14 protein-coding genes and 1 riboswitch are annotated in these 18,890 nt (G+C 29.8%); all 14 genes read left to right on the top strand.

Going from position 1 to position 18,890, the window contains the following annotated elements; translation table 11 throughout:
* The first annotated feature begins 1 nt into the window (after nucleotide 1).
* The 14 genes from dltB to RYK99_RS03055 all read left to right on the top strand — a co-directional run bounded on the left by dltB (nucleotide 2) and on the right by RYK99_RS03055 (nucleotide 18,883).
* Nucleotides 2-1,159 (top strand): D-alanyl-lipoteichoic acid biosynthesis protein DltB, encoded by a 1,158-nt coding sequence (gene dltB, locus RYK99_RS03120; RefSeq protein ID WP_314990036.1) that lies wholly within the window; start codon nucleotides 2-4, stop codon nucleotides 1,157-1,159.
* Nucleotides 1,160-1,180: 21 nt separating this feature from the next.
* Nucleotides 1,181-1,414, top strand: coding sequence for a D-alanine--poly(phosphoribitol) ligase subunit DltC (gene dltC, locus RYK99_RS03115; protein ID WP_003145008.1), 234 nt, complete (start codon nucleotides 1,181-1,183; stop codon nucleotides 1,412-1,414).
* A gap of 2 nt (nucleotides 1,415-1,416) precedes the next feature.
* Nucleotides 1,417-2,583, top strand: coding sequence for a D-alanyl-lipoteichoic acid biosynthesis protein DltD (gene dltD / locus RYK99_RS03110; protein ID WP_314990034.1), 1,167 nt, complete (start codon nucleotides 1,417-1,419; stop codon nucleotides 2,581-2,583).
* A 348-nt stretch (nucleotides 2,584-2,931) separates the two neighbouring features.
* Nucleotides 2,932-3,762 (top strand): alpha/beta hydrolase-fold protein, encoded by an 831-nt coding sequence (locus RYK99_RS03105; protein WP_314990032.1) that lies wholly within the window; start codon nucleotides 2,932-2,934, stop codon nucleotides 3,760-3,762.
* Nucleotides 3,763-3,794: 32 nt separating this feature from the next.
* On the top strand, nucleotides 3,795-4,535 hold the full coding sequence (locus RYK99_RS03100) for an alpha/beta hydrolase-fold protein (RefSeq protein WP_314990031.1): 741 nt from the start codon (nucleotides 3,795-3,797) through the stop codon (nucleotides 4,533-4,535).
* 25 nt (nucleotides 4,536-4,560) lie between these two features.
* The gene (locus RYK99_RS03095) at nucleotides 4,561-5,724 is read left to right on the top strand and encodes a carbamoyl phosphate synthase large subunit (protein ID WP_314990029.1); all 1,164 of its coding nucleotides are present in this window, start codon (nucleotides 4,561-4,563) and stop codon (nucleotides 5,722-5,724) included.
* Nucleotides 5,725-5,886: 162 nt separating this feature from the next.
* Nucleotides 5,887-7,830, top strand: a complete 1,944-nt coding sequence (locus RYK99_RS03090; RefSeq protein WP_314990027.1) for a fructose-1,6-bisphosphatase — start codon at nucleotides 5,887-5,889, stop codon at nucleotides 7,828-7,830.
* 414 nt (nucleotides 7,831-8,244) lie between these two features.
* Nucleotides 8,245-8,423: riboswitch (Lysine riboswitch) on the top strand.
* Nucleotides 8,424-8,509: 86 nt separating this feature from the next.
* On the top strand, nucleotides 8,510-10,006 hold the full coding sequence (locus RYK99_RS03085) for an amino acid permease (RefSeq protein ID WP_314990025.1): 1,497 nt from the start codon (nucleotides 8,510-8,512) through the stop codon (nucleotides 10,004-10,006).
* A gap of 244 nt (nucleotides 10,007-10,250) precedes the next feature.
* On the top strand, nucleotides 10,251-12,428 hold the full coding sequence (locus RYK99_RS03080; RefSeq protein ID WP_314990023.1) for a bifunctional (p)ppGpp synthetase/guanosine-3',5'-bis(diphosphate) 3'-pyrophosphohydrolase: 2,178 nt from the start codon (nucleotides 10,251-10,253) through the stop codon (nucleotides 12,426-12,428).
* An 8-nt stretch (nucleotides 12,429-12,436) separates the two neighbouring features.
* Nucleotides 12,437-12,889 carry a D-aminoacyl-tRNA deacylase gene (gene dtd, locus RYK99_RS03075; protein WP_314990021.1) on the top strand — a complete coding sequence of 151 codons (453 nt, stop codon included), beginning with the start codon at nucleotides 12,437-12,439 and terminating at the stop codon, nucleotides 12,887-12,889.
* 1 nt (nucleotide 12,890) lies between these two features.
* Complete coding sequence (locus tag RYK99_RS03070) at nucleotides 12,891-14,336, top strand: N-acetylmuramoyl-L-alanine amidase (RefSeq protein ID WP_314990019.1); 1,446 nt, start codon at nucleotides 12,891-12,893, stop codon at nucleotides 14,334-14,336.
* 159 nt (nucleotides 14,337-14,495) lie between these two features.
* Nucleotides 14,496-14,960, top strand: a complete 465-nt coding sequence (locus RYK99_RS03065; protein ID WP_314990017.1) for a MarR family transcriptional regulator — start codon at nucleotides 14,496-14,498, stop codon at nucleotides 14,958-14,960.
* On the top strand, nucleotides 14,947-17,100 hold the full coding sequence (locus tag RYK99_RS03060; protein ID WP_314990015.1) for an ABC transporter ATP-binding protein: 2,154 nt from the start codon (nucleotides 14,947-14,949) through the stop codon (nucleotides 17,098-17,100). Before RYK99_RS03065 ends, RYK99_RS03060 begins: the two co-directional genes overlap by 14 nt.
* Nucleotides 17,093-18,883 carry an ABC transporter ATP-binding protein gene (locus tag RYK99_RS03055; protein WP_314990013.1) on the top strand — a complete coding sequence of 597 codons (1,791 nt, stop codon included), beginning with the start codon at nucleotides 17,093-17,095 and terminating at the stop codon, nucleotides 18,881-18,883. Before RYK99_RS03060 ends, RYK99_RS03055 begins: the two co-directional genes overlap by 8 nt.
* Nucleotides 18,884-18,890 lie beyond the last annotated feature (7 nt).

The raw sequence follows: 18,890 nt of genomic DNA, 5'->3' as shown, positions 1-18,890 counted from the left end.
AATGAGCTATTTTGACGGGAATGAATTTTTCTTTTTCTTAACTATAGCTCTGGTGATAGGTTTTATAATAAATTACCTAGGTAAAAGAATTGAATATTATATATTGGCACTATCATTAATATTTGCTGCATTTATATATGGTAAAAATACAACGATGTTATCTTATCTAGTAGGTTTTATTATCTATGAGTATGTACTAGTGGAAATAGCACAGAATACAGAAAATAAAAAACATCTAAAAATATTAGTAGTATTATCGATATTGCCGCTAGTAATAAATAAAGTATTTGCAATCACGCACTTACATCTATTAGCCTTCATTGGAATATCGTATATGTCATTTAAGACGATACAAATTATGATAGAAATATCAGATGGACTAATAAAAGATAAGATCAATTTAGTAGATTATGTACAATTTTTACTATTTTTCCCAACTGTAAGTGCTGGTCCTATAGATAGAAGTAGACGTTTTATGAGTGAAATTAAAGAAAAAATGTCGAGGACAGAGTACTTAGAATTAGCTGGAGAAGGAATATATAGGCTAATTTTGGGATTATTATATAAAGTAGTATTCTCAACATTAAGTTATCATTATTTAGTAGGGCTTGGGACTCATACATCTTTTATGTACTCTGTGAAATATATGTACTTATACACACTGTATTTATTTTTTGATTTTGCAGGATACAGTTTAATGGCTGTAGGAAGTAGTAATATCTTAGGAATAAGAACACCGATGAACTTCGATAAACCATTCCTAAGTATAGATATAAAAGACTTCTGGAATAGATGGCATATTACTTTATCAACGTGGCTTAGAGACTTTGTATTCTCAAGAGTCTTTATGGAAGCAACAAAGAAAAAAAGATTTAAGAAAAGGCTGAATACAGCGATGTATGCCTACATGATAAACATGGTTCTTATGGGATTTTGGCACGGTTTAACGATAAGCTATATAGCATATGGATTCTACCATGGTTTATTAATGGCAGGATTTGAGTATTATCAAAAGAAAAGTAAATTTTACAAAAAGTATAAAAATGAAACGTGGTACAAAGTACTTAGTTGGTTCGTAACTATCAACTTAGTGATAATAGGTCTATATATTTTCTCAGGAGAACCTTATAAACTATTAAGCCACGCACTTAAAAAATAATATTGAGTTAGGAGAAAAAGCATGATAAAAGAGCAAGTATTAGAAATGTTAGAAGAAATCTGTGAAGACGAAGTAGTAAGAGAAGACTTAGATATAAATATGAAAGAAGAAGGACTTATGGACTCATTAGCATTTGTAGAAATGTTAGTGAAAATAGAAGAAATCTTTGGACTAAGCATAGCGCCTACAGAAGTGACATATGAAGAAATAGATACACCAAATAAAGTAATTTCGTACATAGAAAATAGGAAGTAAAGATGATAAGATTAAAAGCATTTTTAATATCAATAGTATTGGTATTAATTACACTTGTAATTTTAGATAAGACGTATTTAAAAAAGATAGAAGACTATTATAAAGTAAGTGATAATAGTGTTAGGTATAGTACATCATTTGAAAAGTACAAGAGTAAGGATATAATTTTAGAAAACATGACACCTAATACACTTTTACTTTTAGGATCGTCAGAATTAACTACAACAATAAATGAAAACTATCATCCTAAGAAAATATTTAATTATAATGATTTTAATATTATGCAGGTAGGAGTAGGAAACTCTCAAAATATTATACATGCAGCAACGATAGGTTCTATTGGAAATGATGTGATGAATAACCAAATCGTAATGATTCAATCTATTCAATGGTTTGATAATAAAAATGGTATCTTGAAAGATGCATTTTTATCAAGAATATCTAGTGAGCATGTTTATAATACTATGGCTAATGATAGAATTAGTAAAGAAACTAAAGAAAAGTTTATCAATAGAGTTATTGAACTATCAGCTACAAATAAAGAGTTAAATAAAAAGCATAGAAGCTATAAACGATACTTTCTAAGAGAAAAGGGTAATTTCTTCACTGGGACATTTTTGAAGATAGATAATTATGTCTTTAGTCTAAAAAATAAATATAATTTTTATAAAAATAAAGGAAGAGAAAATTATCCTTTAAGCGGAGATATGACGCCAAATTACAATTGGGATGAATTAGATAAAAAAGTAACGGAAGAAGCAAAAGAAAGAACTAATAACAATGATTATCAAATTGATAATACTTATTACGATAAGTATATTAAAACAAAATATGATCAACTGAAAAATAGTTCTAAAAATACAAAATATGATGAGTCTAAGGAATATGATGATTTAGATATACTTTTATCAATAGTAAAAGACTTGAATCTAAATATGAAATTCGCAATACTTCCTGCTAATGGTAAATGGAGTGATTATACAGGAATAGATAGTGAAAAAAGACAGGTTGCATATAATAACTTAAAAGAAATTGCTAAAAAGAATAACATAGAAGTAATGGATTATTCTAGTAAAGAATATGAGGAATATTATATGTACGATGCAATGCATTTAGGTTGGAGAGGATGGATTGATTTTGAAAGAGATCTTTACAAGCTTAAAAAGTAAAATGACGGAAAATCAGAAATTGATGTTATGGATATTTTTCTTTTATATTATAATAATGGGAATAATAATATATTCATTTATCACTGATTTTTCTAATGTTCAAGAATATGTATACAGTGAATTTTAAGGTGAAAATAACGGGTTGTTTTATGCAATCCGTTTTTGTTTTATTTAGCAATTTATAATAAATTTATATTTAAAAATGTACATTGTGTTATGATTTATTATAAAAAAAATATGTTAAAATTAATTTTTCAGAAAAATTACAGAAAATAACACTCAATTAATTGATTTTATGTGAGAAATATTGTAGAATTATAGCTATAATAATTTAAAAGGAAAAAATTAATGAATAGAGATGCGTATTTTTATTTAGAGATGAAAGAGCATGAGTTAAAAGTTCCGTATACAGGGAAGAATCGTCGTATTAGAGTTCTTTTACCAAAAGGATATGCTCAAGATGAACATAAACATTATCCAGTAGTTTATATGAATGATGGTCAAAATGTTTTTTATAGTGGAGAATCTTTTAGCGGACACTCATGGAAAGTAATTCCGGCGATAAAAAGAAACCCAGATATGCCAAAAATGATAATAGTTGGTATAGATAATGATAATGAAGGAAGAATGAATGAATATGCACCTTGGAAATTCTCAAGTTTACCTATATTAAATTTTGGTTTAACATTAGGTGGATTAGGATCTGAGTATGCTGACTTTTTTGTAAATGTTGTTAAACCATTTATCGATAATACATATCGTACAAAACCACAGCGTGAATACACAGCGATGATTGGTAGTTCTTTAGGAGCTAATATTTCACAATATATAGGATTAGAACATAAAGATGTAGTAGGATGTCTAGGAGTATTTTCATCAGCAAATTGGTTAAATAAACCTGAATTTGATAGATATATATCAAAACATAAAGTTTCGGATCAGAGAGTATATATTGAAGTAGGAACAAATGAAGGTGACGATACAGATAAACAATTGGCAAATGGTAATTTAAAACAACTATATATAGATGTAAGTTTAGATTATTATAGACAACTAATTGATGCTGGTTTATCAACTAGTGAGCTTAAGTTAAATGTAGTAGCTAATGGTGAGCATAGCGAAGAATGTTGGGCTAAATATTTACCGGAATGTTTAAGGTTCATTAGTGAAAACTGGTAAGAGTATTTTATAGAAAATGGAGGTTATTTAATTTGAATATAGAGAATTTAAGTCATTATAGTGGAAATTTAGGAAGAGAAATGGTTCTTAATAGATATGGACATGCAGGATTACCGATCGTTGTATTTCCATCATCTGGGGGAACACACAATGAGTATTATGATTTTGGTATGATACATGCCTGTGAAAGATTTATTAATGAAGGGAAAGTACAATTTTTCACATTATCAAGTGTAGATAGTGAATCATGGTTATGCGATTGGAAAAATGGTCATGATAGAGCATTAGCACATACACAATATGAGAAGTATGTAATTGAAGAAGCAATACCATTTATTAAGCATAAAACAGGTTGGTTTGGTCAAATGATGGCTACAGGTTGTAGTATGGGAGGATATCACTCGTTTAATATCTTCTTACAGCACCCGGATGTTTTTGGAAAAGTTATTGCTCTAAGTGGAGTTTATGATGCTAGATTTTTCGTAGGTGAGTATGGTAATGATGAGTTAATCTACAGAAATTCACCTAGTGATAATATTTGGAATCAAAATGATGGATGGTTTATAGATCACTACAGAAATGCAGATATTATAGTTTGTACTGGTTTAGGACCATGGGAACAAGATGGTCTACCATCATTTTACAGTTTGAAAAAGGCATTTGAAGAAAAAAATATTTCAGCATGGTTTGATGTTTGGGGCGACGATGTTGCACACGACTGGCCTTGGTGGAGAATCCAAATGCCATACTTTTTAGATAAATTAAATTTATAATAATTAAGAAGAGGAGAAAGTATTTATGAATTACATAGTTATATCACCATATTACCCACACAATTTTCAAAAATTTTCAATTGAATTAAAAAATCAAGGAATTAATGTATTGGGAATTGGAGAAGAACCATACGAACAACTTGATCAAAGACTTAAAGAAGCTCTTACTGAATATTTCAGAGTTAATAGCCTAGATGATGTTGATGAAGTAAAACGTGCAGTTGCATTCTTATATCACAAACATGGTCATATTGATAGAATTGAATCTCAAAATGAGCACTGGATGGAGCTTGATGCTGCTTTACGTACTCAGTTTAATGTATTTGGTTTAAAAGAACATGATCTTAAGAAAACAAAACATAAATCAGAGATGAAAAAATACTTTGAAAAAGCTGGAGTTCCTGTTGTACCAGGTTTCTTAGTGAAAAAAGATAGTGACATCGAAAAAGGTGTGAAAAAATTAAAACTTCCATTAATTGCTAAGCCTGATAATGGAGTAGGAGCAGCGGCAACTTATAAACTTAAAGATAAGAAAGATGTAGAAAATTTCAAAAAAGAATGGGATGGAACTACGCACTACTTCTTAGAACCTTTCGTTGATAATTCTGACATAGTAACTTTCGATGGATTAGTTGATGCTAAAGGAAATATCGTATTTTATACAAGTATTGTATATTATCACACACCATTAGATTTATTGAATAACAATACTCTAGATTGGGTTTATTACATTGATAAAGATTTAGATCCTAAATTAGTAGAATACGGTAAAAATGCTGTTAAGGCTTTTGGAATGAAAGAACGTTTCTTCCATATTGAATTCTTTAAAACTAAAAATGATTATATAGCGATTGAGTACAATAACCGCCCTGCAGGAGCGTTTGCTGTGGATGTTTATAACTTTGCACATTCAACAGATTATTTCAGAGTTTACGCAGAAGTAGTTAAAGAAACATTCAACGGTTTAAATGTTGATGAGAAATATGGTTTAGCTTCAACAAGACGTGATTATAAAGATTATGTATATTCAGATGAAGAAATCAGAAATAAATATCAAGATAAATTAAAAGCAGTTTTAAGAATGCCAGAAGCTTTCGCTGAACTTCAAGGTAACACGATGTATGTTCTTGTAGCTGATACGCTTGAAGAAATGAAAGAAATGGAAAAATTCGTAGGGAAATTAAAATAATATTATAATAAAATATGAAACTGATGTTTTACATTGGTTTCATATTTTTTATAGTTCAAAATCTAAAGAGTGATTTATCGTTTCTTAACAACGTGTACATTTCTTGAATTACGAATAGAAGTATGTTAAGATTTAATTGAAAAAATTAAGAAGGAGATTACCATGAACATTTCTAGGGAACATTTAGAATTACTATCTCAAAATTTTAAAAATATTGATGAGACAACCAAGGAGATAATAAACTTAGAAGCAATATTAACATTGCCAAAAGGAACAGAACACTTTTTAAGTGATATACACGGAGAATATGAGGCCTTTGATCATATTTTGAGAAACGGCTCAGGTATTATTAAAGAAAAACTTAAAGAAGTGTTTGGAAACAGACTACCTAAAAAAGATTTGAATTTACTGGCTACAGTAATCTATTATCCAGAAGAAAAATTAAATCTTTTAAGAAAAGAATTCGATGTATGTGATTATAAAGAGTTTCAAAAAATAATACTTCTTCGTTTATTAGAAGTAACACAGGTAGCTGCAAGAAAGTATACAAGATCTAAAGTAAGAAAAATCTTGCCAAAAGATTTTAAGTATATTATTGAAGAACTACTTTACAAAATGCAAAGTAGTTATAAAAATGAATACTATGATAAAATACTAGAAAATATAATTGAATTAGGTGCAGGGGATAAGTTCATTATCGAATTATCATTAAGTATTCATAAGTTAATAATAGATCATTTACATATTGTAGGTGATATTTATGATAGAGGTCCGTTTCCTGATAAAATAATGGATAGATTACTGAATTATCATTCGCTTGATATTCAATGGGGAAATCATGATATGCTATGGATAGGTGCTTATCTTGGAGATAGAATATCATTAGCAAATGTTATAAGAATATGTGCAAGATATGATAATTTGGACATTATTGAAGATAGATACGGAATTCCACTTAGAAACCTATTAAATTTTAGTGAAACATATTATAAAGATGATAATTGTAAAGAGTTTCTACCGAAATTATCTAAAAATGATGAGTTAAAATATAGTGAACATGAAATTATGCAAATAGCAAGAATGCATAAAGCTATGGCGATAATTCAATTTAAACTAGAAAAACAAATTATCGACCAACACCCTGAATTTAAATTACAAAGACGCGCATTACTAGATAAGATAAACTTCAAAAAACAAACGGTAAAAATTAATTGTAAAGAATATCCATTAACTTCATGCAATTTCCCAACGGTTGATGAAAAAAATCCTTATCTATTAACTGATGAAGAAGAGAAGATTATTAATAGATTAAAAGAATCATTCATAACAAGTGAAAAGTTGAAAAAACATGTTGAATTATTCATTAACAAAGGTGGTATGTATTGTTGTTATAATGGCAATCTGTTGTTACATGGATGTATGCCTGTTGATGAGAAAGGTAACTTCCAGGAATTTTCTTATGAAGGTCATAAGTATTCTGGAAAAAAATTATTAGACTTTTTCGATAAAAAAATTCGTAGTATATTTTATTGTGATCGTAGAGAGGATAATGGATTATTTTTCTATCTTTGGCAAGGACAATATTCACCACTATTTGGAAAATGTGATATGACAACATTTGAAAGATATTTTATCGAGGATAAAGCTACTCATGAAGAAGTGAAAAATGCTTATTACAAACTTAGAGATAATGAAGAGTTTTGCATTAAGTTACTAAATGAGTTTGGTTTAACTAGCGAGGGTCATATAATAAATGGACATACACCAGTTAAAGAAACAAAAGGAGAAAATCCAATAAAAGCTAATGGTAGAACGATTGTTATTGATGGAGGAATGTCAAGAGCATACCATAAAACAACAGGACACGGCGGATATACGCTAACTTACAACTCTTATGGATTACAGATAATGAGTCACGACATATTCCAAAGTAAAGAAGAAGCAATCAAAAATGAGACGGATATTATCTCAACTAAGAGAGTTGTAGATAAACTTTGTCGTAAAAAAGTTGTTGATACTGATAGTGGAGTTAAGATACTTAAACAAATTGAATTGTTAAAAATCTTGTTAGAAGAATATAGACAAGGTATGATTTGCGAGAGATAAGTTAATATAAATTGATATTTTTAGTTTCTTTGTATATCAAGGGGGGAGAAAGATGATGAAGATTTTATTAAGTATACTAGAGATTATAATACTACTAGGAATAATAACAAACTATAAACTATTGAAAAACGAAAAGAAAAAAAAGAGAAGGATGATTAATTAGTCAATTGTTTATCAAATTGATAAATATAAAAAGATACTTGTGAGTATTGCAAAAATAAGGAGGGTTTTGATCTCCTTATTTTTGATAGAATATTAGATATAAATATAATATTATTACTTTTATTTTTTGAGGAACATAAAATATATTCAATAATTCAATTGAATTTTTAGAAAAATTAAAATTTTTATTGACAACAGTAAAAAAGTATATTATACTAATAAACAGTTAATTGAATATATACCTCACAAAATAAGTGAGGTAGAGGTTGCGATTTTTATTAGTAGAGTAATTGAAAGTGTAGGGCTTGATGAGATTACTTGAAAGGAAACGTCGCCGAAATGATATTAATCCTATGTTAATATTGTTGGGCCTATATTGAACTAAGTATAGGACTGTCATAGTCGTAAGGCTATGTTGCGCTACTAATATCTTGTTTTGGAGAGATAATGTGAAGTATAACTCCGTGCAAATATGGTAGAAGTTATGCTTTTTTATTTTATCAAGGAGGTTTTTATTATGACAAACAACAGCAATAACAATAATGCAACAGAAGTAAAAAGAAATTTACGATCACGTCATATTAGTATGATTGCTATCGGTGGATGTATCGGTAGTGGATTATTCATGACAAGTGGTCAAGCAATTCAGAGTGCCGGACCTGGGGGAGCTATTGTAGCTTATCTATGTATCGGGCTTATGGTGTATTTCTTAATGACATCATTAGGGGAAATGGCAACATATCTTCCTACATCAGGGTCATTTAGTACATATGCAACACGTTATGTGGATCCATCATTAGGATTTGCTTTAGGATGGAACTATTGGTTTAACTGGGTAATTACAGTAGCAGCTGACGTAGAGTTATCTGCATTAGCAATTAGTTATTGGGAGCCTATGCGAGTACTTCCTCACTGGGCTTGGAGTTTATTGTTCCTAGTTATTATTATCGCTTTAAACTCTCTTAGTGTTAAAGTTTATGGTGAAAGTGAATACTGGTTCGCACTTATCAAAGTAGTAGTAGTAATCATCTTCTTAGTAGTTGGATGTTTAACTATCTTCGGTATTTTAGGTGGAGAATACATTGGATTCAAAAATTTAACAATTGGTGATGCACCATTCGTTGGAGAAGATTCTTCTTTATCTGGACAAATTCTTGCAACTCTTGGAGTATTCTTAATCGCTGGATATTCATTCCAAGGTACTGAGTTAATCGGTATTACTGCTGGAGAAAGTGAAAACCCAGAGAAAAGTATTCCAAAAGCAGTAAAACAAGTATTCTGGAGAATATTAATCTTCTACGTACTAGCAATTTTAGTTATCGGATTATTAATCCCTTATACTTCACCAGATTTATTAGGTGCTGCAAGTGCGGAAGAAATTGCTAAATCACCATTTACAATCGTCTTTAAAAATGCTGGATTTGCTTTAGCAGCAAGTGTCATGAATGCAGTAATTCTAACATCAATTCTATCAGCTGGTAACTCAGGTATGTATGCATCAACAAGAATGCTTTATGCAATGAGTAAAGATAAACTTGCGTACCCAATTTTTGGACGTGTTACAAAATATGGAACACCGGTTATTTCATTAATCGCAACAGCTGTAGTAGTATTCTTAATTTTCTTAATCCAACTTACAAGTGCTAATGCGTATACTTATATCGTTGCGGCTAGTGGATTAACTGGATTTATCGCTTGGTTAGGTATTGCATTAAGTCACTATAGATTTAGAAGAGCTTACATTGCTCAAGGTAAAGATTTAAATAATCTAAAATATAGAGCTAAATGGTTCCCAGTTGGTCCAATTATCGCTTTAGTATTATGTATCATCGTTATTATCGGTCAAGATACGGAGCTTATTACTAAAGGTGTTGTAAACTGGAGCGGAATGTTAACAACATATATGGGAGTTCCAATCTTCTTATTCTTCTATCTATATCACAAAATTAGATATAAAACAAAACTAATTCCTTTAGATAAAGTTGATTTATCTCAAGATGTAGACACTAAATAATAAATAAAAAAATTCTATTTCGTGTTGAACTAGATTTTTTTTGTTTATAAAGTAAAAAGATACATTATAATTTTATTGTCGAGAATTTTTATCAATTGAATCACTAATATGGTTTTTAATAGCTAATTAAATAAATCATGAAAATACTATAAAATTGTAATATTTTTAGTTAAATCACGGGAAATTTTCTTTGATTTGTGGTATTATAAAGGGTAGATTAAATTTTGATAGAGGAGGAATTTCTGTGAATCTTGAATATCCATATAGTTATGAAAATGTAGAAGATATGGCGAGTAAATATTTATCAGAAGAGCAAATAAGAATAATAAGAAAAGCTTATGAATTTGCAAAAGTTGCTCATGAAGGACAATTTAGAAAATCAGGGGAACCATACATATTACACCCAGTTCAAGTTGCAGGAATTTTAACTGAGCTTAAATTAGATTATGCAACAATTTGTGCAGGATTTTTACATGATGTTGTGGAAGATACTAAGTATACATTTGATGATATTAAAGAAACATTTGGTGAAGATATAGCTGTAATAGTTGATGGTGTTACAAAATTAGATAAAGTAAAATTCCGCTCTAAAAAACAATCACAAGCAGAAAATCATAGAAAACTATTTGTATCTATAGCAAAGGACTTACGTGTAATTTTCGTTAAGTTAGCAGATAGGCTACATAATATGAGAACTATGAAATATATGAGAGAGGAAAAACAACGCGAAATTTCTAGTGAGACACTTGAGATTTATGCACCTTTAGCTCATAGATTGGGGATAAGTTCAGTAAAATGGGAGCTAGAAGATACTTCACTTAGATATTTACATCCATCTCAGTATTTTTCAATAGTAGGAATGATGAAACAGAAAAGAAGTGCTAGGGAAGAAAGCATAAAAGATGCATGTTCAAGTATTACCTCGATTTTAGCGGAAAACAATATTAAAGCCCAAGTTACTGGTAGACCGAAACATATTTATAGTATTTATAAAAAAATGGTTAAACAAAATAAAACTTTTGACCAAATTTATGATCTGTTAGCTGTTCGTGTATTAGTTGATAGTGTAGCGGATTGTTATGCTACTTTAGGTCTAGTGAATAATCTTTGGGTTCCTATTCCAGGAAGAATCAAGGACTATATTGCTATGCCAAAACCTAATATGTATCAATCATTACATACTACGGTGATAGCACCAGATGGACAAACTCTAGAAGTTCAAATTAGAACTTATGAAATGCATGAGATTGCAGAAAAAGGGATTGCCGCTCACTGGGCTTATAAAGAAGGTAAGAAAGTAAATAAAAATAATAACTTCTATGAAAAATTAAACTGGTTCCAAAAAATTGCGGAAAATGATGAAACTGAAGCAACAGCAGAAAGTTTTATGGAATCATTAAAAGTAGATTTATTAAGTGATAAAATCTATGTATTCACACCAAATAGTGATATTATAGAATTGCCAAAAGGATCATGTATTGTGGACTTTGCCTATGCGATTCACTCGGAAGTAGGTAATAAAATGGTAGGGGCAACAGTAAATGATAAAATAGAACCATTTGATTATGTATTATCTACTGGTGAAATTTGTGATATTCGTACTAGTAAAAATTCTACAGGGCCAAAACGTTCTTGGTTAGAAATTGCTACATCATCACAAACTAAATCCAAAATTAAAGCATTTTTCAAAAAAGCTGCTCGTGAAGAAAACTTAGTTAAAGGTGAAATATTATTAAAAGATGAGATTAAAGCAAATAACTTTGATATTGATGAGGTGTTAACTGATGAAAACATTGCAGTTGCATTAAATAAATATAAATTTGCTAATCTTGAAGAAATGTATGTTGCTATTGGTTATGGTGGTATAACAGCCAATAAAATTTTTGCTAGATTAACAGAGAAAATCAGAAAAGAAAAGATGACTCAAGAAAAAATTGAGAAACTTTTCAATGCAGAAGAAACTAAAAAAATAGTGACTGAAACAGGTGTTTATGTAAAAGGTGTCGATAATATACTTGTTAGATTATCAAAATGTTGTCAGCCTATACCTGGAGATGAAATTGTAGGATTTATTACTAAAGGACGTGGTGTTACTGTTCATAGACACAACTGTCCTAATTTAACAGAAGAGGATAAAGCTAGATTACTTGAAGTTGAGTGGGTAGAAAGCTTAAATGCTCGTCGTTATAGTGTTACATTGCAAATACACGCTTTCGATAGAGATTTATTATTACAAAATGTACTATTAACATTAAGTGAGAGTAGAGTAGAAATAAAAAAATTAAATTCTGAATCCAAAGTTGATAAAACTTGTGTAATAACTATTGGAATATATGTGAAAAATGTTAGTGAATGTGAATTCATGATTAAAAAACTTAGACAAATTCCAGATGTTTATAGTGTAGAAAGAATAGTTAAATAGGTGGAAATATGAAAATTGTATTGCAAAAGGTTAAAAAAGCTAGTGTAAGTGTAGATAATAAAATAGTGGGAAATATCGATAAAGGATACTGTCTTCTAGTAGGAGTACATAAGGAATCTACTGAAGAAGATGCAAAGTATTTAGCTAAGAAAATAGCTCAAGCTCGTTTATTTGAAGATGAAAATGATAAAATTAATCTAAGTCTAAAAGACGTAGGTGGTAGTATATTATCAGTTTCTCAATTTACTTTATATGCCGATACTAAGAAAGGTAATAGACCTAGTTTTACGAGTGCTGCGGGTGCAGAAAAAGCTAATGAATTATATGAAAAATTTAATGAATATCTAAGAGAAGAAGGTGTAAAGGTAGAGACTGGAATTTTTCAAACAATGATGGAAGTGAATATTGTTAATGATGGTCCAGTAACTATTGTTTACGAAAAACTATCAGTAGGAAATTAATATGAGAATAAAAAGAAGAAATAGAAATGGAGTATTATTAGTAATATTTGCACTACTATTATTATTAGTAATAGGAGGGCTTATAAACTTCATTGGAGAAAAGATGAATCCTTCGGCTGATGCTCAGAATAATATTACTATTTCTAAAGAAATAGAGCTGAGAACAGGTCCGGATGATACATATCCAGTATTAAAAAAAGTAACTGCTGGGGATAATGTTGAAATGTTAAGTAAGTCGGATACTTGGTATGAAATCAAAACAAATGATAGTTTTGTTGGATGGGTGCCAGGATGGAGTATTTTGGGAAGTGGACAAAAGAGTCCTGAAGATCAAAATAAAGAAAAGCTAAAATCTTATTCAATATTATTAAATCCAGTAACAAAACAAGATGAGGGTGTTGATTATAAAGGAGTACACTCTAAGTCTTATAATCTAAAAGTAGCTAAACAGCTAAAAGAATTATTAGAAAAAGATGGTATAAAAGTGATTTTAACTAGGGACAATGATGACGTTTCGCCTACAAAGGAAGAAATAACAAAAATTGCCGCAGAAAATTCAGTAGAATTGTTAATGGACATAGATACTATAAACACTACTAATAAAGATAGTTTTGGAGTGAAAATATACTACGGAACTCAACAGTCTGCAATAGTAGCGAGAAGTATCGAGAAAAACCTTTCAGAACACTATTTATCAAAAGTATCGTCTTCTGAAAAACAAGGGAATTTTTCTCAACTTAGTGATAAATTACCACAAGTAAAAGTTATATCAGCAAATTTAGATAAAAAAGTTGATGTTGACCTATTGAATAATGAAACTGTGAATAAGCAGTATATAGATTCATTAAAAGAGGGAATCGAGGGTTACCTATATTATCTAATAAATGTAGATAATTATAATGCTAAGAGAAAAGAACAGCTACTAAACTTACCTCAAAAAGGTCTTTCTGTTCCTATGTATTATATGAAACAAGATGCATATAAAAATATTTCATATGGATTAGATAGTAAGAAAACAATCGAGACTAATGGAGATGCTATTATTTCACTTGCTATGATTGCGAAGTACATAGGTAAAGATGAAGCAACAGTAGAAGAACTTGCGTCTTGGGCAGGAAATAAATACTATATTAAAAATCAAGGAACACAACCTACAATTGTCCCAGCTTTTGCAGATAAGTATAACCTTAAGGTTGAAAGAGTTGAGACGGACAAATTAATTGAAAATATAGAGAGTGCTATAAAAGACAATAAGCCAGTTCTTGTTAGATTAAAATCTGGTGTATTCGGTGATAGAGTAACGTACAAAGTTATTAGAGGCTTTGAAGATGATAAATTCTATATAAATGATCCAAATGATGATGATGTAAAACTTACAAGCTATAACGGTTTCACAGAAAATGATCTGAAAAACAATATTGCTCAAGCATGGGTATTTAGTAAATAAAAATAAAGATTAACTTAGAGAATTTCTAGGTTAATCTTTTTTTGTTGAAATAATTAAATTAGCTATTGACTAAAGATATAAAATAAAATATAATAGTTAATAAAGTTAACTAATTAGTTAACTTTATTAACTAATTTACAAATATAAAGGAGGTAGAAAATGAGTGAAAATGAAATATCATATCATCAGGCAATCGATATGATGGAAGAATTCCGCTTAATTATGAAAAGAATTCATAAAAAAAGTGACACTCCATACAGAAAACCTGAATTTCAGGCAATGTTATTTTTATCATCTAGAGAAAAAATTACTATGCAAGAATTAGGTGAGGAATTATGTGTGACAAAACCTAGAGTTACAGCACTTGTAAGTGAATTACTAGAAAAAGATTTTGTCGTTCAAAGTACAGATGAAAAAGATAAAAGAAAAAAATATCTTAGTTTATCTGAAAAAGGAATCGAATGTATTGAATCGCATAGAAAAGCTTATGAAACTTGGTTCAAGTCTATGTGGGATAAATTTGATGCTAGAGAAAAGGATGCTTTTAATATATTACTAACAAAAACAAATCTAGTATTAAGAGAAGAACTAAAAGATAAGGAGGATAACAATGAAACTAATTAAATATTTAAAAGGTTTCTTAGTGCCGATGATATTTTTAGTTGCAATATTAGGAGTTCGTGTTGTCGCAGAGCTTGCGTTACCAACTTACACAAGTAATATTGTCGATAAAGGTATACAACAAAGCGGTATTCCAGATGCAGTACCTGAGAAAATCAGTGAAAAATCTTTTAACGAGTTACAATTATTTATGACTGATGATGAAATTAAAAAAGTTTCATCTAAATATACAAAAGATGGTGATATTTATAAACTTGATAGTATTAATGAGCAAGAACGTAGTGAATTAAATGATATATTAAAAAATACTATGACTGTAGTATCTGGTGCAAAATCTGAAAAACTAGACTTAGCTAAGGTTGCAGAAGGAGTAAAATTAGGTTTAGTTAAGAAAGATAGCTTAATTGAACAAAAACAAAAATCAATAAGTGATCTAGGAAGTTCAGCAGATATGATTACAAAACAGGCTGGTATTCGTTATGTAAAAGAAGAATATAGAAATAATGTAGGAATTGACACTAATGAGATTAGAAAAAACTACCTTAAAGAAGTAGGTATTATGATGATAATTGTGACATTTATTTCTGGAATTGGAAGTATTATTTCGAATTTCATAGCGAGTAGAATTTCTTCGAAGATAGCTTATAATTTACGTGAAAAACTGTATAATAAGGTATTATCATTTTCTAAACAAGATATTGATAAATTTTCAACTGCTTCATTAATCACAAGAAGTACGAATGATATTCAACAAATTCAGAATGCTTTAAATATGATGTTATTTATTGCAATTTATGCTCCGATGATGGCAGTATACGGGGTCTACAAAGTTACACAAACAGATACTGGAATGACTTGGATAATTGCATTAGGTGTAGGTATTCTAGGTTTAACATTAGGAATAATCTCATTCTTAGTAATGCCGAAATTCAAAATTATGCAGAAGTTAATTGATAGAGTTAACTTAGTAACTCGTGAAGCATTAACTGGTATATCTGTAATTCGTGTTTTCGGTCGTGAAAAATACGAAGAAGAAAGATTTGATAAAGAAAATACTGTTCTTAAAAATGAACAACTTTTTATCAACAGAACATTATCAGCACTTATGCCGATGATTATGTTAATAATGAATGGAATTGCATTATTAATAATTTGGGTTGGTGGAAAAAATATAGATTCAGGTAGTATTCAAGTTGGAGATATGATGGCATTTATAACATATACAATGCAGATAGTAATGTCATTCTTGTTCTTTACATTCTTAATGATGCAACTACCTCGTGCAGAAGTTGCTGCTGGTCGTATTAATGAAGTATTAGCTACTGATGTAACTGTTGTTGATGGTGAAAATATTGATGATAGTAAACTTCAAGATGTAAAAGGTACGCTTAAATTTAACAATGTTAGCTTCACATTTGATGGTGCGGATAGTCCAGTGTTAAGTAATATCAGTTTTGAAGCAGAAGCAGGAAAAACTACAGCTATTATAGGAAGTACAGGTAGTGGTAAATCTACATTGCTTCATTTAATTCCTAGATACTTCGATGCTAGTGAAGGTGAAATTTCAATTGATGGAGTTAATATCAGAGATATAAGCTTAAGTAAATTAAGAGACATATTAGGATTTGTTCCTCAAAAAGGAGTATTATTCAGCGGTAATATTGAATCAAATATTAAATTTGCTGATGAAAATATTTCAGATGAACAAATGAGAAAAGCTGCTGAAATTGCTCAAGCAATAGAATTTATTAATGAAAAAGAAGATAAGTTTAATAGTGAAATTTCACAGGGTGGGTCAAATGTTTCTGGCGGACAAAAACAACGTCTTTCAATCGCTCGTGCGTTAGCGAAAAATCCAAAGATTCTACTTTTTGATGATAGTTTCTCAGCATTAGATTACAAAACAGATGTTAAATTAAGAAAAACTTTAAGAGAAGAAATGGCTGGGATAACTACTATTATAGTAGCTCAACGTATCGCAACAATTCTAAATGCTGATAAGATTATCGTAATGAATGAAGGTAAGATTGTAGGAATTGGAAAACACCAAGAACTTCTAGAAAGTTGTCCAACGTATTTAGAAATTGCAGAAAGTCAACTTAGTGAAGAAGAATTAAAAAAAGGAGGTAAACATCATGGATAGAGATACAAAAATCGAAAAAGCAACTAATTTTTCTGGAACATTAAAAAGAATTATCAAATTGATGTTTACACAGTATAAACTCTCAAGCATATTGATAGTATTCTTTGCATTAGCTAGTACTGTATTTGGTATAGTAGGACCTAAGATTATGGGGAAAGCAACTACAGAACTTTTTGAAGGATTAGTAGCTAAGATTAGTAATGAAGGTAGTATTAACTTTGAGAAAATAGCTGGAATATTGCTTACTGTATTAGGTTTATATATACTTTCATCATTATTTATGTTTATTCAAGGTTGGTTAATGAGTAATATTTCTCAACAAATGACTTATGATATTCGTAAAGATATTAGTAAGAAAATAAATACTTTACCTGTTGGATACTTTGAACAACGTACAGTAGGTGAAACTTTATCACGTGTAACAAACGACGTTGATACTTTAGGACAATCGCTAAACCAAAGTTTTACACAAATTATTTCTAATACGGCGACTGTATTAGGTGTTCTTGTAATGATGTTTACAATAAGTCCTCTAATGACATTAATTGCGTTAGCTTTAATTCCAGTTTCGGGGATATTATTAGGTGCTATAACAAAATGGAGTCAGAAATATTTTAGAAGTCAACAAAAAATGCTTTCTGATGTGAATGGGCAAGTAGAAGAAAGTTTCTCAGGCCAAAATATTATTGCAGCATTCAACTATAAAGAAAAAAGTGTAAAAGAGTTTAACGACAAAAATAAACAATTATATACATCATCTTGGAAAGCAAACTTTTTCTCAGGATTAATGTTTCCTGTGATTAACTTTGTTGGGAACCTTGGTTATGTTGGTATTGTATTCTCTGGTGGATTATTAGTTTCTAAAGGAACAATTGGTGTAGGGGATATTCAAGCTTTTATTCAATATATAAGAAACTTCACTCAACCAATTGGTCAAATAGCACAGTCTATGTCAGAAATTCAAAAGATGGCTGCGGCTGGAGAAAGAGTATTTGAGTTTTTAGATGCTAAAGATGAAGAAGATGCAGAAGTACTTGAAACAGTTACTAATAAAGAGGGTAATGTTGTATTTGATAAAGTTAAATTCGGCTATGTAGAAGATCAGATTATTATTAAAAACTTTACTAGTGATGTTAAAAAAGGTGAGATGGTTGCTATAGTTGGTCCTACAGGTGCTGGGAAGACAACAATGGTTAAACTACTTATGAGATTCTATGATATCAATGGTGGAAATATCTTTATTGATGGAAAAGATATATCTAAATTAGATAGAGCTGAGCTTCGTTCTTACTTTACGATGGTACTACAAGATACATGGTTATTTAAAGGAACAATAATGGAAAACCTTCGCTATGGTCGTTTGGATGCTACTGACGAAGAGGTTATAGAAGCGGCTAAAGCAGCTCACATTCATCACTTTATTAAAACTTTACCGGGTGGATATGATATGGAATTAAATGAAGATGCTTCAAATATCTCGCAAGGACAGAAACAATTATTAACAATCGCTCGTGCAATACTTGCTGATAAGCCTATATTAATTCTTGATGAAGCAACTTCAAGTGTAGATACACGTACAGAAGTATTAATTCAAAAAGCTATGAATAAACTTATGGAAGGTCGTACTACATTCGTTATAGCTCACCGTTTATCAACAATTAGAAATGCAGATAAGATTCTTGTGTTAAAAGATGGGGATATTATCGAACAAGGAAACCATGATGAGTTATTAGAACAAAAAGGTTTCTATTCAGAATTATATCAAAGTCAATTTGCAGAATAATCAAGAA

The organism is uncultured Gemella sp., from assembly GCF_963537375.1.
GTDB lineage: Bacteria > Bacillota > Bacilli > Staphylococcales > Gemellaceae > Gemella.
The sequence above is the reverse complement of the archived record's forward strand: the minus strand, read 5'-3'. Positions and strand labels throughout refer to the sequence as shown.